At 61.9% G+C, this 25,888-nt stretch carries 23 protein-coding genes and 1 tRNA gene; 11 read left to right on the forward strand and 13 right to left on the reverse strand.

Annotated features, from left to right (window positions below):
- Position 1: 1 nt before the first annotated feature.
- Positions 2-424, reverse strand: a complete 423-nt coding sequence (locus tag WG208_RS05300; protein ID WP_337170294.1) for an Lrp/AsnC family transcriptional regulator — start codon at positions 422-424, stop codon at positions 2-4.
- A gap of 135 nt (positions 425-559) precedes the next feature.
- Here WG208_RS05300 and rocF point away from each other — a divergent pair, with 135 nt between their 5' ends.
- The gene (gene rocF / locus WG208_RS05305) at positions 560-1,594 is read left to right on the forward strand and encodes an arginase (RefSeq protein WP_337170295.1); all 1,035 of its coding nucleotides are present in this window, start codon (positions 560-562) and stop codon (positions 1,592-1,594) included.
- A gap of 15 nt (positions 1,595-1,609) precedes the next feature.
- Positions 1,610-2,854, forward strand: coding sequence for an ornithine--oxo-acid transaminase (gene rocD, locus WG208_RS05310; protein ID WP_337170296.1), 1,245 nt, complete (start codon positions 1,610-1,612; stop codon positions 2,852-2,854).
- Between the two features lie 42 nt (positions 2,855-2,896).
- Here the strand turns inward: rocD and WG208_RS05315 are convergent, their stop codons facing one another.
- The 8 genes from WG208_RS05315 to WG208_RS05350 form a co-directional block, all read right to left on the reverse strand.
- Positions 2,897-3,865 (reverse strand): 6-bladed beta-propeller, encoded by a 969-nt coding sequence (locus tag WG208_RS05315; protein WP_337170297.1) that lies wholly within the window; start codon positions 3,863-3,865, stop codon positions 2,897-2,899.
- A 185-nt stretch (positions 3,866-4,050) separates the two neighbouring features.
- A complete protein-coding gene (locus WG208_RS05320) occupies positions 4,051-5,949 on the reverse strand; it encodes an ABC transporter ATP-binding protein (protein WP_337170298.1) in 1,899 nt (632 codons plus the stop codon).
- The gene (locus tag WG208_RS05325; RefSeq protein ID WP_337170299.1) at positions 5,946-7,730 is read right to left on the reverse strand and encodes an ABC transporter ATP-binding protein; all 1,785 of its coding nucleotides are present in this window, start codon (positions 7,728-7,730) and stop codon (positions 5,946-5,948) included. The genes WG208_RS05320 and WG208_RS05325 overlap by 4 nt, the downstream gene beginning before the upstream one ends.
- Before the next feature lie 46 nt (positions 7,731-7,776).
- Positions 7,777-9,003 carry a hypothetical protein gene (locus tag WG208_RS05330; protein WP_337170300.1) on the reverse strand — a complete coding sequence of 409 codons (1,227 nt, stop codon included), beginning with the start codon at positions 9,001-9,003 and terminating at the stop codon, positions 7,777-7,779.
- Between the two features lie 22 nt (positions 9,004-9,025).
- Positions 9,026-9,772, reverse strand: a complete 747-nt coding sequence (locus tag WG208_RS05335; RefSeq protein WP_337170301.1) for a hypothetical protein — start codon at positions 9,770-9,772, stop codon at positions 9,026-9,028.
- A gap of 11 nt (positions 9,773-9,783) precedes the next feature.
- On the reverse strand, positions 9,784-10,530 hold the full coding sequence (locus tag WG208_RS05340; RefSeq protein ID WP_337170302.1) for an isoamylase early set domain-containing protein: 747 nt from the start codon (positions 10,528-10,530) through the stop codon (positions 9,784-9,786).
- On the reverse strand, positions 10,523-11,083 hold the full coding sequence (locus tag WG208_RS05345; RefSeq protein ID WP_337170303.1) for an RNA polymerase sigma factor: 561 nt from the start codon (positions 11,081-11,083) through the stop codon (positions 10,523-10,525). The genes WG208_RS05340 and WG208_RS05345 overlap by 8 nt, the downstream gene beginning before the upstream one ends.
- Positions 11,084-11,147: 64 nt before the next feature.
- Positions 11,148-11,570 carry a hypothetical protein gene (locus WG208_RS05350; RefSeq protein WP_337170304.1) on the reverse strand — a complete coding sequence of 141 codons (423 nt, stop codon included), beginning with the start codon at positions 11,568-11,570 and terminating at the stop codon, positions 11,148-11,150.
- Positions 11,571-11,803: 233 nt separating this feature from the next.
- Between WG208_RS05350 and WG208_RS05355 the strand changes: the two genes are divergently transcribed.
- The 9 genes from WG208_RS05355 (at position 11,804) to istB (ending at position 20,906) form a co-directional block, all read left to right on the forward strand.
- Positions 11,804-12,133 (forward strand): hypothetical protein, encoded by a 330-nt coding sequence (locus WG208_RS05355; RefSeq protein ID WP_337170305.1) that lies wholly within the window; start codon positions 11,804-11,806, stop codon positions 12,131-12,133.
- 144 nt (positions 12,134-12,277) lie between these two features.
- Entirely contained in the window at positions 12,278-13,318 is a 1,041-nt protein-coding gene (locus WG208_RS05360) for a D-alanine--D-alanine ligase (protein WP_337170306.1), read from the forward strand.
- A gap of 34 nt (positions 13,319-13,352) precedes the next feature.
- Positions 13,353-14,282 carry a rhomboid family intramembrane serine protease gene (locus tag WG208_RS05365; protein ID WP_337170307.1) on the forward strand — a complete coding sequence of 310 codons (930 nt, stop codon included), beginning with the start codon at positions 13,353-13,355 and terminating at the stop codon, positions 14,280-14,282.
- A gap of 343 nt (positions 14,283-14,625) precedes the next feature.
- Entirely contained in the window at positions 14,626-15,030 is a 405-nt protein-coding gene (queF, locus tag WG208_RS05370) for a preQ(1) synthase (protein WP_337170308.1), read from the forward strand.
- Positions 15,030-15,869 carry a helix-turn-helix domain-containing protein gene (locus tag WG208_RS05375; RefSeq protein WP_337170309.1) on the forward strand — a complete coding sequence of 280 codons (840 nt, stop codon included), beginning with the start codon at positions 15,030-15,032 and terminating at the stop codon, positions 15,867-15,869. The genes queF and WG208_RS05375 overlap by 1 nt, the downstream gene beginning before the upstream one ends.
- Positions 15,870-16,085: 216 nt before the next feature.
- Positions 16,086-16,691: a hypothetical protein gene (locus tag WG208_RS05380; protein WP_337170310.1), complete on the forward strand. Its 606-nt coding sequence runs from the start codon at positions 16,086-16,088 to the stop codon at positions 16,689-16,691.
- 189 nt (positions 16,692-16,880) lie between these two features.
- A tRNA-Phe gene (locus WG208_RS05385) sits at positions 16,881-16,953 on the forward strand.
- Between the two features lie 2,106 nt (positions 16,954-19,059).
- Entirely contained in the window at positions 19,060-20,088 is a 1,029-nt protein-coding gene (istA, locus tag WG208_RS05390; RefSeq protein ID WP_337170311.1) for an IS21 family transposase, read from the forward strand.
- Positions 20,088-20,906, forward strand: a complete 819-nt coding sequence (gene istB, locus WG208_RS05395; RefSeq protein WP_337170312.1) for an IS21-like element helper ATPase IstB — start codon at positions 20,088-20,090, stop codon at positions 20,904-20,906. Before istA ends, istB begins: the two co-directional genes overlap by 1 nt.
- 1,661 nt (positions 20,907-22,567) lie before the next feature.
- Here the strand turns inward: istB and WG208_RS05400 are convergent.
- From WG208_RS05400 to WG208_RS05415, 4 genes are read right to left on the reverse strand one after another with little or no spacing between them, the layout of a single operon-like run.
- On the reverse strand, positions 22,568-23,344 hold the full coding sequence (locus WG208_RS05400; RefSeq protein WP_337170313.1) for a hypothetical protein: 777 nt from the start codon (positions 23,342-23,344) through the stop codon (positions 22,568-22,570).
- Between the two features lie 13 nt (positions 23,345-23,357).
- The gene (locus WG208_RS05405) at positions 23,358-24,323 is read right to left on the reverse strand and encodes a hypothetical protein (protein ID WP_337170314.1); all 966 of its coding nucleotides are present in this window, start codon (positions 24,321-24,323) and stop codon (positions 23,358-23,360) included.
- 8 nt (positions 24,324-24,331) lie between these two features.
- Positions 24,332-25,222, reverse strand: coding sequence for a hypothetical protein (locus WG208_RS05410; RefSeq protein ID WP_337170315.1), 891 nt, complete (start codon positions 25,220-25,222; stop codon positions 24,332-24,334).
- A gap of 3 nt (positions 25,223-25,225) precedes the next feature.
- Positions 25,226-25,816 (reverse strand): hypothetical protein, encoded by a 591-nt coding sequence (locus WG208_RS05415; RefSeq protein WP_337170316.1) that lies wholly within the window; start codon positions 25,814-25,816, stop codon positions 25,226-25,228.
- Between the last annotated feature and the right edge of the window lie 72 nt (positions 25,817-25,888).

Consider the following 25,888-nt stretch of genomic DNA (forward strand, 5'->3'; position numbering starts at 1 on the left):
CTCACAGCTTGTGCGTCGACAGCAGCAGATTGGTTTCCGAATTGACAATGCCTTTGACGTTCCGGATGCGCTGCAGGACACGGTCGAAGTCTTCGAGCGTGTCGGTGGCGAGTTCCGCCACCAGATCCCACCGGCCGTTGGTGGTGTGCAGCGCGTGCACTTCGGGATATCCCCGCAGCGTGCGGAGCACGGTCTCGGCGTGATCGCCCTCGACCGCCACCATCATCGTGGCCCGCACCTGATGTCGGGCCGCTTCGGGTGTAGTGCGCACGGTAAAGCCCAGCAGCACCCGTTGCTGGAGCAGCCGGTCGATGCGGTTCTGCACGGTGGCGCGGGAGACGCCAAGCTGGAGCGCGAGTTTGGCCACCGGCGTCCGCGCGTTCTCCCGCAGCAGGGCGATGAGACGGCGATCGGTATCGTCCATGGGATCCCTCCAAAAGCGGCGGCCCTGTGAGTGCTGGCGAAGTGTCAATATGGGATAGCAGAATGTACAACTCACTATGAAATATGCGCATTTTGTTGGCTTGTTGATAACACGAAAGAGGGGAGATTTTGATGCATGACTCCCGCATCCTGGCGTTCCGAATGGCGCTCCGATCGGGGAGATGGTCCAGCCATCGACCTCGACACCGATCCTGGCGCCGATACCCACGATACCCATCAGAGCCCCGCGTTCGAAGCGAGCCGGGATGTCCGTACCATCCGACTCCTCGGCGTGCCCATGGATCTCGGGGCGAGCCGGCGCGGTGTGGACATGGGCCCCAGCGCGATGCGTCTGGCCGACGTGGCTGGCGCGCTGCGTACCCTGGGCATTCCCGTGGTCGACGGCGGCAATGTGCCGGTCCCCGACCGGGACGAACTGCCACCGGCGCCGCTCAGTCGCCTGGAAGCCATCTCGCATGTGGCGCGCGACATCGCCGAACGGACGGCGGAGGCCATTCGCTGCAACGAACGTCCGCTCGTGATCGGTGGGGATCATTCCCTGTCCACCGGATCCGTGGCGGGCAGTGCCACCGCGCTGGCCGAACGGGGAGAACGGGTCGGGCTGATCTGGCTCGATGCGCACTCGGACATCAACACGCCGCGCACCAGTCTCACCGGCAACGTGCACGGCATGCCGGTGGCGCATCTGCTGGGTCTGGGCGATGCGCGCCTGTCGCAGATCGCGTCGGTGATGCCGGTGGTGCTCCCCGAACATTTCGTGTACGTGGGACTGCGCGACGTGGACGATGCGGAGAAACACACCATCGCCCGGCTGGGCATCCGGGCGTTCACCATGCGCGATATCGACGAACGGGGCATGCGGGCCGTGATGGACGACGCCGTGCGCATCACGACACGTGGCACGGCCGGTGTGCACGTGTCGCTCGACGCCGACTTCGTCGATCCCCGGGAGGCCCCGGGCGTGGGCACTCCGGTCCGCGGCGGCGTCAGCGTGCGCGAGGCCCATCTCGCCATGGAGATCCTCAGCGATTCGGGTGCGATGGTGGCGATGGATCTGGTGGAGATCAATCCGATTCTCGATCGCGCCAACGGCACCGCGGAGCTGGCGGTGGATCTCGTGGCCAGCGCCTTCGGTCGGCGCATTCTCTGAGTACTGGAGGGACCGATGACACCGATCACACAGTCCATGACGTCCAGCGCGACCCTCGACACCACCGACGCGTTCATCGCGCGGGAGGAGGCCTGGGGCGCCCACAACTATCGTCCGCTCGATCTGGTGATCGAATCCGCCGAAGGCGCGTGGGTGACCGATGTCGACGGCAAGCGGTATCTCGACTGCCTGAGCGCCTACTCGGCAGTCAATCACGGCCACTGTCATCCACGCATTCTCGAAACGATGATCGAGCAGGCGTCGCGGGTGACGCTCACGTCGCGCGCGTTCCGCAACGATCAGCTGGGCGCGTTCTGTGAAGAGGTGGCGGGTGTGTGCGGGATGGAGATGGTGCTGCCCATGAACACGGGCGCGGAGGCGGTGGAGACCGCCATCAAGGCCGCGCGTCGGTGGGGCTATCGCACCAAGGGCATTCCCGACGGACAGGCCACGATCATCGCGTTCACCAACAATTTCCACGGCCGCACCACGACCATCGTGGGGTTTTCATCGGAGCCGTCGTATCGCGACGGATTCGGTCCGTTCGCTCCCGGATTCGTGCTCGCGCCCTTCGGCGACATCGACGCCGTACGCGCACTGATGCATCGTCATGTGTGCGCGGTGCTGGTGGAGCCCATTCAGTGCGAAGCCGGTGTGCTCATTCCGCCACCGGGCTTTCTACGCGCGCTCGCCGATCTGTGTCGTGAACACGACGTGCTGCTCATCGCCGATGAAATCCAGACCGGTCTGGGGCGCACGGGCGCGATGTTCGCATGCGATCACGAGGGCGTGAAGCCCGATGTGTTCGTGCTGGGCAAAGCCCTCTCGGGCGGCTTCTATCCGGTCTCGGCGGTGGTCTCGCGGCGCGACGTGCTCGGTGTGTTCGAACCCGGCTCTCATGGCAGCACGTTCGGTGGCAATCCCCTGGGATGTGCGGTGGCCCGCACGGCGTTGCGGGTGCTGCAGGACGAACATCTGGTGGAGCGCAGCGCGCGACTCGGGGCGTGGTTTCTCGCGCAGGTGCAATCGCTGGTTGGTCCATCCTCGCATCCCGACATCGTGGACGTGCGCGGCCGAGGCCTGTTGGTGGCCATCGAACTGCGTGGACCCGCGCGCCCGTGGTGCGAAGCGCTCAAGGCGCGCGGGGTGTTGTGCAAGGAGACGCACGATCACGTGATCCGTCTGTCACCGCCGTTGGTGGTGAGCGAAGACGATCTGACGTGGGCCGTGCAGCAACTGCGGGCGGTATTCTCGGCGTAGGCGGCTTCGAAAGCGGCTTCGAACCGGAGGGCTACGAATTCCTCAGCAGCGATCCGTGCCGATATGATACTTGCTGATCTCGCCGATCGCGCTGTCGCCCGCCACGAAATGATCCAATACGAAGAGCGTGTCGGCAACGAACGCCACACGCGGGATCGCCGTGGAATCATGTGCCGGCACCAGGAGGTCGACGCAGCGAGAGGCCCGCATTGGGGATACGACCGTCATGAACACCCGCCCGATGATGATGCGGTTGTCGACCACGCTCGCATCGAGATGAAAGACCGCGTATCGGTTGCCGGAGAGAATGCGCAACCCGAAAGGTGTCGATAGCTGATTGCCAACGTCATAGATGTTCCGCCCGTTGCCGACGGTGTAGTCGATCTCGCGGGGAATGCCCCGCCGCGCCGCGCGAGGAATCGAGAGCGAATCGCGGGGTTGCCACTGGCTGTCGGCGATGATCACGTACTCTGAGCGTCCGCCGAAGTAGAGGATGCTGTCTCCCGAGACGGCAACCGAGACGGTTCCCCAGATGGACCAGAACAGGTCGCGATACACGTCCATCACCCGCCCGAGGCGTTCGGGCTCGAGCCCGGGTGCGCGCCAGCGAATGCCGGCGGTGCCATGCTCCACATCCGCGGCAGAGACGTACAGCGCGTCTCCGGACTGCACGACCCCCGAAGTCAGTCCGGGCAGCGCCAGGCGCGTTCGCGCTCTTCGCGATGGCAGATCCCAGAGCACGACCTGTCGGCGCAGCAGATCGACGATGGCGAGGGTGGAGTCATCCAGTGGCGTCAGCAGGTACGGCGCTTCGAATTCGTTCGGTCCTCCACCGTGGCGGCCGATCGTTTCCACGAACCTGCCCGTCGCATCGAACCGGAGCACCCGACGGCTCGGTATGTCGGTGACGAAAAACTCACCTCGCGGCGAAACAGCCAGCGCGTTCGGCTTGCCGATGTATGCCGTGTCGCGGTCTTTCAGACGGACCGTGGCGAAGGGCGTCAACGTCACGCCGCTGGCGGGTGATCCCGGTGTTGCATGCTTCGGTCCTTCACAGCCTGCCAGGAAAGCCGTCAACGCCAACAAAACGGCCTTTGTGTTGTCACGGCGCATTGCCACTCCAGCAGAATCCAGGATTCATCTCGTACACACCGAGATCATGCATCCGTTGGATCCATCTCGCCACCTGGACGGGCCTACCCGGCCAGAGCCTCCTCGAACTGCGAGTGGTACAGACGCCAGTAGCGTCCCCGCCGCGCGATCAGCGCGTCATGGCTGCCACGCTCGACCATCGTGCCATTCTCCATGTAGATGATGGTGTCGGCGTCGCGGATGGTGGAGAGCCGGTGGGCGATGACAAAACTCGTGCGATCGGCGCGGAGCGTGGCCATGGCCCGCTGCACCAGCAGTTCGGTGCGTGTGTCGACGGAACTGGTGGCTTCGTCGAGCAGCAGCACGGCCGGGCGCGCGAGGAAGGCCCGGGCGATGGTCAGCAGCTGCCGCTGACCGGTGCTGAGTCCACTGCCGTTTTCATCGATCCGGGTGTCGTATCCGTTGGGCAGCGTGCGCACGAATTCGTCCACGTGGCAGGCGCGCGCGGCATCGAGAATCTCCTGTTCGGACGCCCCTTCGCGTCCATAGGCGATGTTCTCGCGGATGGTGCCGGCAAAGAGCCAGGTCTCCTGCAGCACGAGACCAAAATGGCGCCGCAGTTCGTCGCGCCTCATGCGGCGGGTGTCGATGCCGTCGAGCAGAATGCGGCCGCCGTCGATCTCGTAGAACCGCAGCAGAAGATTGATGAGCGTGGTTTTTCCCGCACCCGTCGGACCCACGATCGCCATGGTCTGCCCCGGGAGAGCCTCGAAGCTCACGTCTTCGAAGAGCGGACGCGCCGGATCGTACCGGAACGTGACATGTTCGAACGCGATATGACCGCGGGGCTGCGTGAGGACGGCGGGTGCGTCGGGATCCGCGTCCATCTCGGGCGCATCGAGCAGTTCAAAGACGCGTTCCGCCGAAGCGGCCGCCGACTGCAGGACGGAGGCGACGCTGGCGATCTGGCCGATGGGCTGATTCGTCTGACGGATGTACTGAATGAACGATTGCAGCAATCCGACGGTCATGGCGCCCGACAGCACACGAAGCGCGCCAACCGTGACCACGGTGATGAGCGCCAGATTGCCCACGAACATCATCACCGGCTGGATGATGCCGGACACGAACTGGGCGCGGAACACACTGCGCCGCAGCGCGGTGTTGTCGGCTTCGAATCGCGCGCGGGCCTGCGCCCGGTGCCCGAAGACCTTCATGAGCGCGTGTCCGGTGTAGTTCTCCTCCACCGTGCCGTTCAGGGTGCCCACCCATCGCCATTGCGCGGTGAAATGCGGGCGTGCGCGGGCCGCAAGCCAGCGCGCCGTCGTCACCGAAACGAACAGACTGGCCACCGCCACCAGCGCGAGTGTGGGCGACAACCACACCATCATGGCGATGACGCCGGTGAGCTGCAGCGTGGACATGAGCAACTGGCTCAGCAGCTGTTGCAGACTCTGTCCCACGTTGTCGATGTCGTTGCTGATGCGGCTGAGCACCTCGCCGTGGGGCTGTCGATCGAACCAGGGCAGCGGCAGACGGAACAACTTGTCTTCGGCCTGCTGGCGGAAGGTGCGACTCATGCCCTGCACGAGATCGGTGGTGAGCCAGGCCTGTCGCCAGTTGAGCAGCATGGCGCCCAGTTGGAGCGCGGCCGTCACGAGCAGCAAATGCGCCAGCGCCGTGAAGTCGACGGCGTGGCCGGCCGACACGGCGTCGACCACGCTGTTGGTGGCGCGTCCCAGTTGCCAGGGCACCAACACACTCAGCAGCACGCTGCCCGCCGTGCAGAGCACGATGGTGACGACGCTGCCTTTACGGGCGCCGAACAATGCCGCCAGTCGGCGCAGGGTGCCGCCAAGATCCCTGGCGCGCGCTCCCGAGGCCATGCCGGCCGCTCCCATGCGCGGTCCCGACATCTGCGGGCCCCCACGCTGACCCTGTGGCGGCGATGTGGAGAGATCCGACGACTTCTCCTCCTGGGGCTTCCCGCCGGGGAACGTCATATCGTGAGCTCCGGTGAATCGTCACCTGCGTCCTGTGAGGCCACGATCTCCCGATAACCGGCGCTCTCCCGCATGAGGTGTTCATGCGTGCCTGCCGCCACGATGACGCCTTCTTCGATCAGCAGAATGGTGTCGGCATGACGCAGCGAGCTGACACGCTGTCCCACGATCAGCACGGCCGCGTCGCGCAGTGCGCCACGCAGCGCCGAACGCAGGCGGGCATCGGTGACGTAATCGAGTGCGGAAAAGCTGTCGTCGAGCAGATAGATGGGCGCCTGACGCACGAGGGCACGCGCAATGGTGAGCCGCTGCCGCTGACCGCCGGAAAATCCCGTGCCGCCCTGGGCCACGGGCGCCTGCAGTTGCCCGGGCAGCGCGGCGACGAAGTCCCGCGCCTGCGCGATGTCGAGCGCCTGCCACAACGCGTCGTCACTCGCATCGGCGCGCCCGTACCGCAGGTTGTCACTCACCGTGCCGGAGAAGAGAAACGCTTCCTGTGGCACGAGTCCGAGCAGCGACCAGAGATCCTCGAGATGGAACTCCCGGATGTCCACGTCGTTGATGAGAATGGCGCCATCGGTGACGTCGAAGAGCCGGGCGATCAGCTGCACGATGGTGCTCTTGCCGGAACCGGTCGCGCCGATCACGGCCACGGTGTGACCGGGTTCGATGGTGAAGCTGACATGCCGCAGCACCGCGCGTTCGGCACCCGGATAGGCGAACGAGACGTTGCGGAATTCGACCCGCGCCCGTGTGGTGGTGCCCGGCGGCAGTGGACGGGCATGCGCCGGGTCGGCCACCGAGGCCTGTGTCTCCAGCACTTCGCGCACGCGCCGCGCGCTGACGAGCGCCCGCGGGGCCATCACGAACAGCATCGACGCGATCATCACCGCGATGAGGATCTGCATGATGTAGGAGAGGAACGCCACGAGGATCCCCACCTGGAGCTCTCCCGCCGCGATGCGTTCCGCGGCGAGCCATACGACGGCGACCGCCGACAGCTGCATGATCAGGTGTGCCGTCGGCATGTTCAGCGACATGAGCCGTCCGACGCGCCGAGCCGTATCGGTCAGGCCCTCGTTGACGGAGGCGAACCGGTCCTCTTCATGCGTGTCACGGACGAATGCGCGGATCACCCGCTGTCCGGTGATCTGTTCGCGCAGCACCAGCGTGATGCGATCGATCTGATCCTGCATCCGCGCAAAGAGCGGCAGCGCGCGGGTCAGCAGCACACCGACCAGCGTGGCCAGCAGTGGCACGCTGACGGCCAGCAGCATGGACAACCCCACATCCAGCCGCAGCGCCATCACCACGCCCCCGACGCCCATGATGGGAGCCATGACGATCATCGTCAGCACCATCACGAAGAAGTTCTGGACCTGCTGCACGTCGTTCGTGGTGCGCGTGATGAGCGAGGGTGTGCCGAACCGGCTCAGCTCGTGCATCGAAAATGTCTGGATGCGCGCGAACACCGCCGACCGCAGATCGGCACCGATGCCGATGGCCACCCGCGCGCCCAGCCACGCGGCGCCGATGGAAAAGAGCACCTGGATCAGACCGATGCCCACCATTTCGGCGCCTCCGCGCAGCACGTACGAGCGATCGTGCTGCAGAATGCCCAGATCCACGACCCGCGCCGTGATGGCGGGCAACGTCAACGAGGCCACGGCTTGACCCGCCTGACACAGCAGCAGCAATGCCACCGCGGATCGCCAGGGATACCAGAAGCGTCCCCACAGGGCCAGGCGCTGGCGAAGCGTGGTCACCATGACGGCCGCCATTCCCGGGGTATCCCCATCACCGCCCCGATCATGGTCATGGTCATGATCACGGCACCACCACCAATCCGACGCGGGTACCGAAGTCGTCTTCCACCGGCACCAATCCCAGTGGCGCGCGCCACATGCCTCCGTTGATGCGCACGGCGATGCGATGCGTGCCACTCGGCAGCGTGAGTCGATGCACGAAGGTGTCCCCCTCGCGCGTCAGGCGCACGATGCTCCAGTCGGTCGTGCTGCTCATCACCTCCACCACGGCGTCGGCGGTCGCGGCGATGCGCAACTCGATGACCCCACCACGCTCGCCCCGTGTGACGAGGATTTCGGGGCCGCGCTGCTCCCGTGTCGATGCCGATGCCGCCGATGGCATGGATGAAACCGGCGCGCGGCGCATCCACCGGGCACGAAACGGCGTCCAGCGAATGACGCCGGCAGCATAGCGCGCCTGTGGCACCCCGCGCACCACATCGGCCATCTGCTCGCCCGCCTGTGCGATGAGCAGCAACGAGGGCGTTGCCTGCCATCCGGCGCTGAACAGCGAGCTCTTCGCCGAACCCTGTGTCGCGTCGACGCCGTCGCGACGACCCAGGCCGGCCGCCACGAACCAGCGTGCCGAACGCCATGAGACATCGCCGGTCAGGTCGTGCAGCGTGTAATGCATGGCCTGCCGCCACAGGGTGATCCCCGACGCTTCCATGAGCTGGTAGTCGTCGGTGTACGCCCGCTGCAGGGTCACGCCGGCGTGCAGACCCCGGACGTCGAGCGTCAGGCCGCCACTGTACGCATGCCCCTTGCTGTCGAGCGACAGGCGCGACGTGCGGCCGGTGCCACCTCCACCGGTGAGCCCGATCGGCCCCAGTTGCACGAACTGTCGCGCACTGACGCTGCGGTTGCCATTGTGGCCCGGCATCACCAGGCCGATGGTCGTGGCACTGAGGTCGACCTCCGTGCGGGACCAGCGCAGCCACGATGTCGATGGCATGAGCGCGGTGCGCAACACCCACTGGGCCGCGGCCGAACTGTCGTCGGCGAAGGTGACGGCACCATCGCCGCCCAGCCCCAGCACGCCCAAACGATGCCAGAGCCCGGCGCCCAGGGAGCCGGCCGGTCGTTGTGTGCTGTTCGGCTGCTCGATGAGCGAGCCGCCCACATCGACCCACACCAATGGGCCTGCCTGCGCCCGCGCCGCATGGGGCGCGAGACCGGCGAGGGACAGCTCCACCACGAATAGCGAGGCGGCGCTGCACACACCGAAGGTGCGCAGCGCCGCCGCCATCCAGGAGATCAGCGCGGAACGCTTACTTCTTGCCTGGAGGGGCTGCCGGGCCGGGCCGGATGGGCGTGGTAGGTGCTGGTGCGGACGGCCCCAGCATGGTGTTGGTGGGCTGGGACTGATAGTGCAGGAGGGAGATGACACCCTTGGAGCGTAGCTCCATGGCCGCATCCGGCGCGAGCCCCGACGCGATGTCATTTCGCACTTCGCTGCCCAGTGACGCGAACTGGGCCGACGTGGCGCCCTTGATCAGCAGGTCCCGGACGCGGCGGGTGGCCACCGACTGGGAGACCCCGCTGGCCATGAGCTCCGACAGCACCCCCAGGGGCACGGTCAGCGGCTTGTCGGGCCAGAGTTTCCGCATGTCACGCAGCGTGGTCACGGAGATCCCCGCCTGCAGGGCATCCGCACCGGCCGCCAGCTCTTCGGGCGACCGCGACGGCGCCAGTGCATCCGACGCCCTGGCCAGTCGTTCGGCCAGCAACGACGTAGCGTTGCGGATGCGATCGGGCGTCGCCCGCTTGGCGATTCCCTCCCGCACCTTGGTGACGAGCGGGGACGTGGGCAGCCCGCGGGCGGCCGCGTCGGCGATCACCGTGCGGATGGCGGTCCGCGCACTCGCATCGTCGATGGCTTCGTACGGCGCGGCGGCGTCCTGCGCGTGCAGGGAGGCCGGCAGCGCGGCCGACGCGCCCAGAGCGCCCAGCAGCAGTGCGGTCCGGAAAGTCCCGGCGCGCACGGTCGTCGACCATGTCGTGTTCATCGGTTTCATGGCGCGTCTCCTCACGGGGTCCGGACCAGGATCACCGATCCCGGACGGCCAAAATCGGCATCGGGAGCCTGCGGCGCGCGCGGATCGGCGATCCACCGCTTCCCGTTGATGACGAAGGCGTACACATGGCGTCCGGGCGGCAGCGGCAGCGTGGTGCTCCATACGCCGCCCTCGAGCGAGAGCGGGGTGGCCGTGACATCCCAGTCGTTGAAATCGCCCACCAGGCTCACGCCGGTGCCGCCGGCGACATCGCGGGCATCGAGGACGAACTGCACGGGAACGGGCAGTGTGGAGGCATCGGCCGTGCCTTCGACAGCCTGGAACGAACCCGGCGATGCGGCCGGAGAGACCGTGGACGGTGCCGCGGGGGCGGTGGCTGGGGCGGGAGCCGGGGCGCTCTGCGTGGCGACCAGGCTCCCGCCGTGTCCATCGACCGGCAGGCCGGGACGCATGACATACCCCCGCGCCACGAAGCCCACCGTCACGGCCAGGGCGGCCATGGCGCCCGCGCGGGCCAGGGGCGGCGTGGAGAACTGCCACCACTCGCGCAGACCTTCCAGGCGACCGGCCGCGCGTTGCCACGGCGTCCGCTTGCGGTCGGCCACGGCCGACAGGATCTGCGCGATGGCCCGGCGATCGACCGGGGGCATGGGGGTCAGCGCCGCCCGGACCTGCCGCAGCAGGCGATCGTCCTCGGCGTCGTGGAAATCGGAGGACGGCGCACCGCCCTCGGGGGTGGAACGGAGTCGGTCATTCATGGATCGCACCCTCCCGCAGCACGACACGCAGGGTGTCGATGGCGCGTTTCACGCGCATGCGGAGTGTGGAACCCTTCGCTCCGGTCACGATCGTCATCTCTTCGTAGTCCATGTCGTTCACATGACGGAGCAGAAAGGCTTCGCGTTGTTCTGATGGCAGCTGAGCGAGCGCGCGATGCACGTCGCGGATGAACCCTTCGTCGGGTATGTCGTTCTCGGCGTCACTGGCGGCATCCACCGGCACGTCGCCGTATTCGAAAGTCTCATGATGACGCTTGCGCTTCGCCATGAGCGTGCGGCAACGGTTCCCGAGAATGCGGAAGAACCACGGATCGAACGGTGCATCCTCGCGGAACCGCGCCAGATTGTCGTGAACACGGAGGAACGCGTCCTGCACGGCTTCCTCGGCGTCTTCACGGTGATGCAGCATCTGCAGGGCGAAGCGCAGCGCGCGCGGGTAATAGTGCTCCACCAGCCTGGCGAAGCTTGCGCGATCGCCATGCCGAGCCTGTTGCAGCACGAGGTGGAGCGTTCCTGCGTCGAGCGGTTGCACGTCCCGTGGTACCCTGATCAGATGCGGTCGGACAATGAAAGTGTCATGTGGTCGTGTCGGACGATCACAGCGTCACGCGTTTGGACTGCGGATCTCCGTCGACACGCAGCGTGCCGTCGGGAGCGCGCCGCAGTGTCCACCACACGATACGGACGTTCTTCGTTGCGTCGGAATATCCGGCGATGGTCGTGTACGGCACCGTCGCCGACGCACCCTGGACAATCTGTGGACACCGGGTGTCACAGGGAGCCATGAGCGCGAGGGCCAGCAGATTTTCGTCGATCATCTGGTACGCGACGATCGTTTCGGTGGTGTTGCGGAGAATCAGGTTCGGACGGTTCGCCGTGACGTCGAGCGTGCCGGAGACAATCTGCGACGCGTTCACGGATCCATCAGCGATATCATCGACCGCGCTCGGTGTAGCCGAGCAGGCCAGCAACGCGGCCATCACGAGCGGAAGTGACAGGGGTAACCGGGGGTGTTTCATGACGTTCCGGGCTGAGGGGGTTTCGATCCGTCAGCCCACCATACCCGGGGCCTCTTGTCCGTGTCACGGCGACAAAATCGTTCGGAACCGGCATGCCGCCGGGGATACTGCCGTGGCGTACCCGGCTGGCAGCCGTTGCCCGGCTGTTACTTCGGTCCCGGTTCCGAGTCTCCAGAACACCACCGGTCCCTGACGATGCCGTCCGTGCCGGTTGCCGTCCCGCTCCGAATTTCATGATCCGCGCCATCGATCAGTTCACCGATGCCCTGGGCGAGCCGCTCCGCGAATACAGTCGTGGGCGTCTGGCCGCCCTGTTTGCCGACCCTCGCCCCTCGACGTGGGAAGACGCGCATGGGGTGGTGGTCAATGTCCGGGGGCTGACGCTGTGGCAGGCCTGGATCGCCGTCGACTCCGCCGCGCCGCTCACCGGCCGACATGTCACGCTCGACCCCTTCGACCGGGTGGTGATTCTGCGCGAGTGGGATCGGGTGCCGGATGTGGCCATGCTGGAGCGCATCGTCCGGTTCGCGCTGGAAGACGCGCTGGAACTGGATCGGCGCTGACGGCGTCGCGCTGATGCCGTCGCGCTGATCGTCTGGCGCCGATCGTCCTGCGCCGGAGGGGACCACGCCCGGGCGACCGCGTCCTGCGACGCGGATCACGGAAGTCCGCATAGTGGTTTGGCCCGATCGCGGTAGCTTTGTGGAATGGCCCAGCCTCTCCGCATCACCGTATTGCTCGGCGGTGTCTCCGCCGAACGTGACGTGTCTCTCTCGTCGGGACTGCGCATCGCCGTGGCGTTGCGGGAGAAAGGACACGACGTCATCTGTCTCGACCCCGCCGAGGGTGTGCTCACGAGGGAGACCGAGCGTACACTGCTCGCGAATGGCGTGGGCAGCGCGCCGCCTTCGCTGGAGGCGTTGGCCGGTCTCGAGGCGCGCTCGTTGTCGCCGGTGCTGGGCACCATGCCCGAGGTGACCGATGCCGACTGCGTGTTTCTGGCGCTGCATGGTGGACAGGGAGAGGACGGCACGGTGCAGGCCTTGCTGGACATGGTCGGCGTGCCGTACACGGGCAGCGGTCATCTGGCGAGCGCCCTGGCGATGGACAAACATCTCTCGAAAGTGGTGCTGCGTTCGGCGGGCGTGGCCACGGCGAACTGGATCATGGCGCCGGCCCCCGGCTCACCCGATGGGCTGGATGCCCCCGAGGTGGGCCGTCATCTCGACTGGCCGGTGGTGGTGAAGCCGTCCAAGCAGGGGAGCACGGTGGGCCTGTCGATCGTGCGGGCGCCGGATGAGCTGGCGGCGGCAGTGACCGAGGCGTTCCGCTACGACGACGAGGTGATGATCGAGCGGTTCGTGCCCGGCCAGGAGCTGACCGTGGGCATTCTGGGCGACGTGGTCCTGCCCACCATCGAGATCCAGCCGGTGAAGGAGCTCTACGACTACGAGTGCAAGTACACGCCGGGGATGGCGAAAGAGTTCGTGGCCGAACTGTCTCCGGAGATCCAATCGAAGCTGGCCGATCAGGCCCGGCGGGCTTTCCATGCGCTCAAACTGCGGGGGTACGCCCGCATCGATTTCCGGCTGGACCCTCAGGGGCAGCCGTGGTGTCTGGAAGCCAACACGTTGCCGGGCATGACGCCGACCAGTCTCATCCCGCAGGCGGCCGCGGCAGCGGGTGTCTTGTTTCCCGATCTCTGTGAGCGCATCGTCCTTCTGGCGCTCGCCGACCGACAGCGCTGACCCCCAACGGTTTCCCGCGACCTCGTCCACTCCCATGGCGTACGCGACTTACGACGAATTCGAACCCACCCGCACACCGAGCGCCGTGTACTGGCTGATCGGACTGTGCGTGGGTGTGTATTTCGTTCAGGCGACGTTGGTGGGTGATGCGAACATGGCGCGCTGGTTCGGCTATTCCGCCGGCGATCTGGCGTCGCGTTCGTTGTGGACCGTGGTGACGTACATGTTCGTGCACGGGGGCCTGATGCACCTGGCGCTGAACATGTGGACGCTCTGGCTCTTCGGTCCGCGCGTGGAGCGTGCCTGGGGCGCCAGCACGTTCACCTGGTACTACCTGTGGTGCGGACTCGGCGGATGGGCATTCCACTACATGTTCCAGAGCAGCGGCGGGACATTGGTGGGCGCGTCGGCGGCCGTGCTCGGGGTGGCTGTGGCGTATGCCTCACGCTGGCCCGATGACGAGGTGCTCTTCTTCGGTGTGGTGCCGATGAAGGTGCGGTGGCTGGTGGTGTTCATGGCGCTGATCAACATCACGATGGCCGTGGTGGATTTTGGCAGTCTGGGCGGCACGGCGTACGCGGCGCACATCGGCGGCATGGTGGCGGGATGGATCTATCTGCGCGCGCCGAGCGCGGGGAGTCTCGATCGGTTCCGCCGCGGTATCGCGCCGGCGCCGGATTATGGCGACGAGCCGCCGCGTGCGGTGCCCAAGTCCGGCAACCGTTCACGTGATCGGGAACGTGATCGCGACATCGACGACATCGTGGCGCAGAGCAAGGCCGCCGTCGCGCGTGTGCGACCGGCCGCTCCGTCGCGTCCCGCGCCGGCGGTCGTCGCGCCGCCCTCCGCGCAGACGGCGTTCGACGCCGTGCTCGACAAGATCGCGGCCGAGGGCATGGACAGTCTCACCGCGGACGAGCGGTTGTTGCTGGACGAGTGGTCCAGGAAGCTGCGCGGCGACTGAACCGCGTCAGAGGTCAGACGTGAGAGGTCTGATATCAGAGTTCCGAGGTCAGACGGAGATAGGAAGCAGGGTGCAGTGATCAGAGTTCAGAATTCTGAGCGCTGACGGCGACGGCGCGACGTGTGCGCCACGGGCTTTGCGCCCCGGCTGACGCGGGGCGTTGGTGCATGCTGCTGGTGCATGCTTCCTGCACCCTGCTGGGTTAAGACCTCTCGCGTCAGAAACCCGGCTGCCGGCGAAGTGCTCGGATCTCTGACCTCTGACCACTGCACCCTGCTTCCTATCTCCGTCCGATTTCTGATTTCAGACGTCTGATCGACCTCTGGGCAGTGTAAATTGCGGCATGCCCAAGCCCGAACTGCTGGAAACCTTCCCGAATCCCTATCCGGATCGGGCGTATGAAATTTACATGGAGACCGACGAGTTCACGTCGCTCTGTCCACTCGGCGGCGTCGAGACCGACGCGATCGAACTCAAGTTGCTCGAAGGTGGTGCGCCCGACTTCGCGACCATCCGCGTGACGTACACGCCCGCGGCGAAGTGCGTCGAACTGAAGAGCCTCAAGCTGTATTTCTGGAGCTTCCGCAACGACGGCATCTTTTACGAACGGGTCGTCAATCGCATTCTCGACGATCTCGTGGCCGCGACGGAACCGGCCGCGTTGACGGTCGTCGGTGACTTCAAGGTGCGCGGTGGTCTCAAGAGCATCATCACGGCGAAGTACGTGGCGGGTCGGCCCACCGCGTAATGCCTGAGGATACGCGCGGACTGCGCTATGTCGAGACGCCGCCCGGCGCCGACGCGCAGTCCGTGGCCGCGGCCTATTGGGCGTTCGATGTGTTCGAACTGCCCACCGATCCTTTTGTGCATCGGGTGTGGCCGCACGGCTGCGTGACGCTGGTGTTCGTGTGTCTGGGAACGACCCTGATCACCACGCGCGTGCATGGCGCGATGCTCGAGCCCTACGATGTGCCGCTGCGTCTGGGCGTGCGTACCCGCGGCATTCGCTTCCGTCCAGAGAGTGGTGCCGCGTTCCTCGATATTGCGCCGGCGCGGGTATGCGATCGCCTCGTCGATGCCTGCGAGGTGTTGGGCGATGCGGCGTGGGCACTCGGTGAACAGGTGGCGGCATGCGTCGATGATGCGGCGGTGCATCGCTGCTACGACGCCTGGATTGCCCGACGTCTCGCCGAGCGTCGTGCCCGTGAGGCAGACGTGTTGCGCACCTCGATGGCGCACGCCGTGCGGCAGGCCGTGGATCTGCTCATCGCCAGCAACGGCCAGCAACGCATGACCGAAGTCGCGGCAGCCGTGGGTGTGCATCCGCGCACCCTGCAGCGGCATTTTGTGTCCCTGGTGGGCATCACGCCCAAACAGTTTGCGCAGGTGCGACGCGGGCGTGGCATGTTGCGCCGCGTGGTGGAGGAGCAACTCACCGAACGCATGGGATGGTCAGGGGTGGCCGCGGAGTCGGGGTACAGCGATCAGGCCCATCTGACGCGGGAGGTGACACGCTTCACGCACTTCTCACCGACGCGTCTCAAGGATCGCCTGGACATCATCGAACACGGCGGACTGGTGGATTGACCACCGCGTCGGCATCGGGCCGACGTTCGCGGACGGATGTTGGCGTCGGATGTTGGCGTCGGACTGTCGGACTGCCGGATGGGCGCTGTCGATTGCGCCGATTGCCGGCCCTGGCTGTCGGATTTCTACAAGACGCCGGTCGGGCCCCGTGCGAGCGTTGTGGTGTCCCGCGCGTCCATTGCGACGCCATGCGCCTCCCCTCACCGCGAGCGTTCCGTGAGCCTGTTTTCCGCGATTTCTGGAGTTTCCCACCGAACGGTCGTGCTGGCCGGCGGTGTATTGCTGGCGGCGGCGGTGTCCGCGCCTCGGACCGTGCGTGCGCAGACGCCCGAACAGCGGGCGGCCACGCTGCGCACCGCGCAGGAAGCCATGGCCCGCTTCGCCTGGCTCGAAGGGGAGTGGGAAGGGCCTGCGAAGGCGATCAACGGCGGCCGCACATTCAATCTCACGCAGCGCGAATCCGTGCAACGCGCGGCCATGAACACGGCGCTGATCGTGCAGGGGCGCGGTTCGATGAAGATGGCGCCCGATCAACCCGAGCGGCTGGTGTTCAATGCCGCCGGCATGCTCGCGTACGATGGCATCAGCGGCCGTTTCGTCTTCTTCTCGTCGAGCGGCTCGGGTCAGGCGCAGCAGTTCACCGCCGAACCGACGGGTGCAGAAGGCTTTGTGTGGGGGTATGCCGATGGCGAGGGCCATCGCACGCGGTACACCATCACGCGCACGGCCAGAGGGGAGTGGCATGAGCTCGGCGAAACGTCCACCGATGACGGGAAGAGCTGGACCCGGATGTTCGAGATGACGCTGACGCGGAAGCCCTGAGCGGTGATCATGTGGCATGCCGACACATCAACCGCCGTATAAACGCCCATGTGGGAAGCGTACACCGCGCGAAGATGCCCTGACGATCGGGACGGGTGCTCGGTGGACGGGTTCCCTTTGGGAGGCGCTGGGATATATTCCGAGGCTCCCGGCGGCCGGACAGCAACGAGGCCGGCCGGGTTGGGATTCGGCTAGGTAGCTCAGTTGGTAGAGCAGCGGACTGAAAATCCGCGTGTCGGCGGTTCGATTCCGTCCCTAGCCACTCTGTAGGCGATCCTCCGACGGGGATATAAGCCGACTATAAAAGCGACTATAAACGGTGGGGGAGACGATTGTCTCCCCCTCTGTCGTTTCAGCCAGCTAGCCCCGTATAGTCGTGGTGTCACTACACACACCACGAGGAAAACACGGTGAGTCAGTCAGCTAAGAAGACCGAAGTTCAAGCCATTGTTATGCGAGTGCTCGATGAACTCTCAGAGAAGTATTTCATCCATCGGCCACCAACTATTCGGAAGTCGGACAACCTGACTCTCGGTTGGGGCAACAAGCGGAAGACCTCTATCAACTTCGGGTTCATCACGGAGAAGTCGAACCGGAAGGAAGTCGAAACAGAGGTCAAACTGATCCTTGAAGGACTGTTGTAGGCCCCTCTGGCTGACTGCCTGGCAAGACAAAAGCCCGTCCCCATGTCGTGATAGGGATACGGGCTTCTTTACTTGTCTCGAAGGTCTTTGAGTTCGTCACGGAGTAACCGGAGTTCTCCCCGGATACCGTTGGAACCATCGTGACCGAACAGAGCAACCTTCACCTCAGCTTGGTTCAGTCGAACAGCATCGACAGTGGTTCGGAGTTCAGCCAACAACTCCTTTACCTCTGACCAATGTTCCTGCGAACGGATGTTCTCTAACTGAACCTTAGTCTTCATCTCAGTTACATCGTTCGACAAGTCACCCACTTTGTCTTCGGTGGGTTTGATGTGGGACCGTAGGTAGCCCTGAGTCTTCACGACGGTGGTCACTACGGTTGCAATACTCCCGAATACCCATAGGGTCGGGCCTAATTCATGTACTGTCATTGCGTCTCTCAAACTGAAATTGAATGCAATCGTTATAACCTCGGGAACCTCCGGTGGCTGGTGTCTCCGTACGATGTTCGGCATTCGTTCGGGCAGCAGAACGACAGTTGGGGCTTCCGGGGTCGGTTTCGAAGAAAGTGGGAGGCCCCTCTTGCATTCTGGAGTCAGTTGACATAAGCCTAAATTAGCCACTGGCTCGGCCACACAACAATACAAAAACGGAGAATAGGCTATTACTTAAGGACTCTCGACCGAAGGTTCACGTAGTGCAACAATCTTTCCCCGGTCTGCGATTCGCAGTTGGGGATTTCGTGTTTTCTGGAATCAGAATTCACGAAAAGACAATTCAATTAGAACCCCAGTTATATGGTACAAATTCTATTACATCTGATCCACTCAATACTCCTAGTCTACGATCTCGCTGATCTCCTGATAGCAATATTCATTTGTTCTCAGCACATCCTAGCCCGCTTCGGAAGGGGCAAGTATCGCCGTATTCTGTTGATACGAACGACTATGTAGTGAGCGGTAAGACGAAGCCCTCCATGCAAAGCACTAGCTGGAGGGCTTTGTTGTATCCGGCACCTACTTCGTCTTCAGTCTGGCTTTCAGCCGTCTTTCAGCTAACACGAGTTCTATCATCATCTGTTGGTACGTAGCAGCATCTATCTCATCCTGTTCTAACCAGAGCTGTCTTTTGTACCATCGAATTTCCTTTAATGTCATTTTCAATTCCTTCCCTATTTCACATTGTATTGAACCTTCTCATACTGACTTCCAAACAGAAACAACAAGAAACCCCTCGGACATGTAGAGGGTCTAGTTGCTCATCGCCCACAAGCCTACTCAAAAGAAGAAGAAAGAGAAAAGTCTGATTGCCGGGTTTGCACCGACAACACCGCTTGAACGGATATCAAATGAAATGCTGATTGTGTTGTGTTGCTGCTCTTTCAGAATGCAATGGGCTAGTTAGACCCTTCATTGCTCTATCGCGTCTTCGTTACTCATCTCATCGAATGGATGCGGTATCGGTGCCCTTCGTCCTGTCTTGGGCTCCTCGTGGTATCACTGGCCTTTGTACCGGTGTAGGGGTTCCAGAACCACCGGACAGCTATCTGCTCAACCGAGCCAGGCTAAACCACGATGCGGCAAATTTGTCATCATCTGTCAGTGCCGATTGAAGATTGCACAGAAGCGCCGATTGAAATTGCACACTCGGGACGCCTCCTGAGCGTCTGACGGTCGACGCTCCTCTGTCAGATCTTGGCCTTCTGCCCTTGAGGGAGGAGGCCGGTGTACAGTCGGGATACCCTGGTGTTACTCAAGCACTTACTGGAGTCCGGGCAGCCGAAGGCGGCCATTGCTCGGGAGTTGGGGATCAGTCGCCGCCTCGTGTATCACCTCATCGAGACCGGCCAGGTCGAGCGCGATCTGTCGGCCGAGTCGCCACGGACGCGGGCGGCGCGGCCGGCCAAGCTGGAGCCGTTCAAGCCGTTGATTCACGAGCGGCTGACGGCGTTTCCGGCGCTGTCGTCGGTGCGCCTGCTCGCGGAGTGCCGCGCCGCCGGCTATGCCGGGGGCTACTCGCAATTGACCGAGTACGTGCGGCGCGTGCGACCGCGACCCACGTCGGAGCCCGTGGTACGCTTCGAGACGCCGGCGGGTCAGCAGGCGCAGTTCGACTTTGCCGAGTTTCGCTTTCCGTGGGGCAAGCGCTACGCCGTCCTGACCGTGCTGGGCTACTCGCGCTTCCTGCACGTCGATTGGGTCCCGCGGCAGACCGCGCTGACCGTCATGCAGGCGCTGGAGCGCGCCTTCATGGCCTTCGGGGGCGTCCCGCAGGAGTTGCTCTTCGACCAGATGAAATCCGTGATCGTCGAGGATCATCGCGGCACGGGCGGGCGGCTCCTCGAGAATGCCGAGTTCGCACGCTTTGCCGCGCACTGGGCGTTTCGCATTCGCGCGTGCCGCCCGTATCGCGCGAAGACGAAAGGGAAGGTCGAGCGGCCCGTGCACTACCTGCGCGACAATTTCGTCTACGGCCGCACCTTTCTCGGGGATGGCGACCTCGCCGCGCAGACGGCGCTGTGGCTGGACACCGTCGCCAATGTCCGCGTGCATGGCACGACGCGCGAGCGCCCGGTGGTGCGCCTCGAGCGCGACGAGGCGACCGTGCTGCAGCCGCTCGCCGCGCGGCCCTATCGCTCGCTGGTCTTGGAGCCGACGCCGGTCACCCGCAGCACGACGATGGTGGCCGGTCCCGTGGCGGTGGAGCGGCGTCGCCTGAGCGCCTATGCCGACCTCGTGGCCGAGGCCGTCTGATGGCCGCGACCGTGCCCCTCTCCCTGCGCGACCGCCTGCGGACGCAGCTCGCCGATCTCAAGATGCCAGGCGCGCTCGAGGCGCTCGACGAGATCCTCCGCCAAGTCGATGGCGGTCAGCTCGCCGCCGGCGAAGCGATTCATGCGGTGCTCCATTCGCAAATTCGCCTGCGCAATCAGCGCCGCCTGCAAACAGCGATGCGGAGCGCGCGCTTACCCGCCGTGAAAACGCTCAGCGATTTCGATTTCACCTTCCAGCCCACCATCAAGCGCGAGCAGCTCGACAGTCTGCACACGCTGAGCTTTCTGGACCGCAAAGAGAATGTGGTCTTCCTCGGGCCCCCCGGCGTCGGCAAGACGCATCTGGCCATCAGTCTCGCGATTGCGGCCGCCGAGTACGGCCGGCGCGTGTACTATGCGACGCTGGCCGATCTCATCACCTCGCTCGAAGAGGCGCAGCAAGCCGGACATCTCACCCGTCGGCTCCGCACGCTCGTCTTCCCGAGCCTCATGGTCATCGACGAGATCGGCTACCTGCCCATCTCACGCACCGGCGCGCAGCTCTTCTTCCAGCTCATGAGCCGCCGTTACGAACACGCCTCGACGGTGCTCACCAGCAACAAGGGCTTCGAGGAGTGGGGTGAGGTCTTCGGCGATGAGACCATGGCCGCCGCACTCATCGACCGGCTGCTCCACCACTGCCACATCGTGAACATCCGCGGCAACAGCTACCGGATGCGGCAGCACCGGGATCTGGCCCTCCGCCGCTCTGATCCGGACCCTGAACCCGCCCGGCGTCCCCGTCGGCAGGAGCGCTGACCGCCCCCCCCTGGGCTGGCCCCCCGCCGAGTGTGCAATTTCAATCAGCAGAAGTGTGCAATTTCAATCGGCGTTGACATCATCCCATATACATATGTGGGGTACAGTCCAAAACACTGAATTCAGGGGAGAAATGTTCATGCAATTCAATTCCCCGGAATCGTGGTGTTTGAAGTACCAACACCGGACTCGCGGTATCGAACTCTGTACCACACAAAAACACCGTTTCCGTGGAATTTGACTCATAGAAACGGAAGAACCCCGACTTCCAGTATCGTGTCAGCTCATTGAGTTCAGATACCGAAAGCCGGGGTTTTGCCAGCCGTCGTCATAAATACCCGTTAAGAAGGGTCTCGTCGTCGAAATTGCTACAAGCCAACAAACATTAGTTCTTCAATTCGAACAGTGATGTAAGGCTACGAAAGAATGCATATCGCTGTTCATGGGTCATGTGCTGGTACTTTAGCACACCGTTTTCATCTGTCTCAGACAGTGAGAGGAAAAGTCCATCTAGACCCATCTTGTTGTACTGAGAGACCCTGACTTCTTCTTCGTTCAGTGGTGCAAACATTGTTTCTCCGAGGAGAGCTGTGAAGTACCGCCGTGAGTTGGCAGTATGGCAAAATTCCTGAGGAAAAGTCAAGAAATTGACTTCGGCTCGAATGAGGCGATATCGCACGAGTGACAGCAAGCCGCTTGCCTCATGCCGAACTCCGAGCGTTTCCGCTCGCAGTCGAATACATATGTGTAGATCATATGGAGAGGACAATGAACGACTACACACCAATACCAATTGAAGTAACCAATCAGTACGGCAGGACCGAACGATATCGAAGCAAGTTCTTGACCTGCAAAGCCTGCGACATCGTCATGAGAACGTTGCAGGAGTTCTTACGAAGACCCCAAGGAATTGTCTACAAGGGTCGCTACCGTGGATGGCAGTTCCGTGTGGTTGAGTAAGGCTCTGTTAGCACTGCCGACGACGAAGCTTCGAGTGCTCTTAGGTATCGTGCTGAACGTCTGGACAGCCTATCATGTGCTCGAACAAGGCCCGAACGTCTCAACGGAATGGCTGGTGTACCTCGCAGCCTCCAACGGAATCGACATCAGTCAGTACGCAATCAACAAGCAAATGAAACGGTCAACAGAGACCACCAATGACACTTGAGAACCCAATAAAAACACTATTGAACTGGACGGAATTGTATCTATGATATTGCTAGTAAAGCAGCTCGTTGTTGCTGCTACCTCATTGCTGTTTGCCTAACTGTAGCCTGTACTGCCGGCACATCGTTCGAGCCCGACTCCACCTACCGAGCCGTGCACCGTGAGGTCTACCGGTCAGACTACCAATGGTCTTGGACCCACTGTGCTTCAAGGGTGAGAGCCAAGCCACACTTACGGTTCGACCAACTCAGTCTGTGGGTGCTGGACGGCTACACGTTCAACTACGGGTCAGTACCAGTCCTCGGGGTGTGGGCTGGACAGAACATCTACCTATCCGAGTTCGGGCTAGAACAGGAGTGGGTACGACGACACGAGTTCTTACACTCCCAACTCGGGGTAGGGGGACACCCACAGGTCTTTAGGGACTGCAAGCTGATGACGGACCAATAGTAGACAAGAAAGCCCCGGACTCAACCTCCGGGGCTTCTATCGTTCTACGGGGCTTTGTGGAACAGGCTCTTAAGTCGAAGGAACGTGGCAAAGGAGTTCACGTATGCCAAGCTATCTCGTTCGAGGTCACCGCTGGTATAGAAGGGGATCAAACCGGACTCGATAAGTCCTTCGTTGTCTCCCCCCAGTGATGGAGCATACAACGTCCATGACAGCCATACATCGTCGGTTAGATCATCACCAGAGTCCGATCTGAAGTATGGAGTGAACGTTAAGCGGGTATCGTCAGGTAGTGAGCGGTCGTGGTCGTCAGACTCAACACGCAGCCACAAGCGATCCTTCTCAAAATCCCAAGCCATGTAGAACGTCACCGGCTTCACACCCATGTAGGATGGAGTCCAGTTGTTCGGCATTTCCTGTTCAGTCTCGATGTATCGAGCCAGTGTGTAGATGTAAGCCTCAGAAGGGCGGTAGTCATCTTCGCTCTTCAATGGCTTCCCATGTCCCAGCTTGGTGAACGTAGTCTGGATGGACTGAACACACTGCCAAAAGGCTACGGCATCTGCGTCAATGTTCCCGGTATGCTTGAATGGAAAGACGGCTCTAGCCATGGGCTCATCTCCGTTACCCTCAAGAGCCCAAGCAAAGAGAGTCGTACCTTCTGCTACATACAACGAGAAGGTCAGCGCCTGTCTATTCTCCAGCGTAGTGACAGCTGCTTTGGTGAATTCATTGTGAAACAGGTGCTTGCTACCAGACAAATTGCTCAACTCAACAGACTTCACCACCACGTCGATAAGGTAGTCATCAAGCGACAGCATTAGCGGTTGTGGGTTAAGGTTTTTTGGGAACAGCCAATGACTTTGCCTTGATGTTGGTAAAGATCGCCCTGCTAAAGTGCTGTACCTCTCGAATCAAAGCGAATGAGAGTGCGGAGGTGACGTTGAAGGAGCGTCGAACTAGGTTCTCCAACTTAGTTTCTGGCCCTTCGGCTTCGTAGTACGGAAAGATCGGTTTAGTAAAGGAATGAAAGGCCCTCAAGTCGTTGTCTAGCGGGAGATCATCTCTAGGGTCTTTCTCCACTTCGGGATCATACAGAGCTTCAAAATCGTTAGCAGTCGGCGGCTGAGTCGGTTTGTCTGGCTTACTGCGACTAAGCAACGTGTGCCATATAGCCAGTGAATCGACAAACGTATAGTGTGCATCAAACCGACTGATTCCAGTGTGATGCAGGAAGGTGACTGATCCACCCTCAAAACCCGACAAGTCCTGCACAAAAACAGGCAATGCATGGAAGCCAATATCGTTTCTAACCCGAGCTAGATATCCGCTGAAAGTTACCTTGGTGACCTTGTGTGACAGCAGATCAAGCAAGGGTTTGTAGTCTGCCTTGTAGTCTTCGTGGTCGAAGAAGTGTCTTTGCGCTGCCTTCAAAGTCTTGATGGATTCGTACAGGGTAGACATAAGAAGAATGCTACCAGTCATCCTTACGAGGTTATGGCGGGTGTGTTCACTCTCGTTGTCTCCTCGGACGATGGTGGCCAGAAGAAACGTAAGATTGTTCATTTGTCGAAGTACTTTCATCCAATCAAGAAAGTTCTCCTGACCCATCTTCTCTGAAACTTCTTGATAGTCGGCAACGATGTAATAGTCTGTTGCCTCTTGCCGAACGAGCTGGCGTTCTCTGAAAGCACCTACAACATCGTCGTTGTCGGCTGGTTTCGGTGGGCTTTTGGAGGAAAGTCTTTGTGCTCGACGAAGGTTCCTGGCCCGCCGTTTATTATTTGGTCTGTTGGACATAGCGGACTCTATTCTTTGCTTTGTGGTGAGTAGATAGGTGGAGGCCCTGGCTTCGCAGGAGCACCCATCGATTTATGAACAGCTCTCGTGAGTCTCTGAACGGCTGGAATGAGAGAAGTACATAGAAGACTGGTCGACAACATTGCACGTCTTGTTCTGTCACGCATCTCGGAATCGTTGGGAGATGATTTCCAGTAAGGAGCTGGCCGTTCCAACTTGGAGTGAAACGCTAGCAACAACTCGTCACTCGGAAGTTCCACCCGCAACGAGAAGAAGAAGGCCGTGATATCGACGAAGGTGTAGTGATTCGCATGGGCATCCCATTTGGTATTGTGTTCGAACAATACGGTTGCGTCTGAATCATTGAGCCCACCGATTCGTTCTCCTTCTTTCAAGCCCTCTGTAAAGAACTCAGGGTCCGCATGAAAGCCGATCTGGTTGCGAACTAGACGGATATAGGGCTTGGCGGCAGTAAGCAAAGGATCATTCAAGAACACTTCAAGATCGGCAAATGCTGCATCGTCCTTGTAGTGTTCTTGAATGGTCTCAACCCGTTTGACTGCCTCAGCGAGTGTCGCAGTGAGCAATAGACTGCCACTCACCCGATCCATCACATTTTGACTGGTATTCGAGTCAAGGTCGCTGTCTCGAATGGTACGATACAGAAAGCTGAGACTGTTCATCAACTTCATTAGCCTGGCCAGTTCAACGTAGGCTTCTTCACGCATAGCCTGTTTAACGCTCTGATAGTCAGTCGCCATGTGAAATTCTTCTCTGAACTGCTTCCTGCGAAGAAAGTCACGAGCCTCTGGAGTCAGACCATCATCTCGAACAGGTGTCACTTTTGACTTGTCGCTCTTCCTTGCCTTTTTCTCTCGCCGTTTCTTGTTTGGCTTCATCTGCTAAACCGGTGGAGTGGTGTTCCGCTTCTTACCTTTTGCAGCCCGACGGTCACCTGCGACAACAGTCGCTCCCATCTCCACATGAACAGCGTGGACGAGCTCACGAATTGCTCGAATGAGAACTACTGCCAAAGTGGTGGTCGCAACCATTGACCGTTCCAACTTGTCAGGCAAGTCGCTTTCAGTGATGCCGCTAGTGAGAGCCGGGAACGGCATGCCATGTCTTCTGCAGAAGTCTCCGATTTCCTCAGCATTGGGAAGGGGCTTCTGAAGTGCGAATGTGATGGCAAAAATGTCAACGGCATGGAAATGATGATCCATGAGGTGACCTGTGGAGTTGTCCTCCAGCACTATATCTGGTTCTTTTTCATAGTTGAATCGGGCGTCTGCTGAGAAGATTGCTAGGCTATCGGTGATCAGTCGAGCGTCAGCATGCACACCCGCCTTATTTCTCGCATGCCGGAGAAAGGGCTTCATCTTCTCATAGACAGGTTCTGCAAGGAAAGCCCCGAGCAGATTCCATGCTTGGTGATGTCGATAGTATTTCCCGAGAGGGCCCAGCATGCCGACCATCTCGTGCAACGTCGACATCACGAGCAGGAGGCCACTGCGAGCAGCCAGAGTTTGTCGACTCCTAGACTGTCCTCTTGCGTCTCTGCCTGA

The organism is Gemmatimonas aurantiaca (assembly GCF_037190085.1).
Classification (GTDB): Bacteria; Gemmatimonadota; Gemmatimonadetes; order Gemmatimonadales; family Gemmatimonadaceae; genus Gemmatimonas; species Gemmatimonas aurantiaca_A.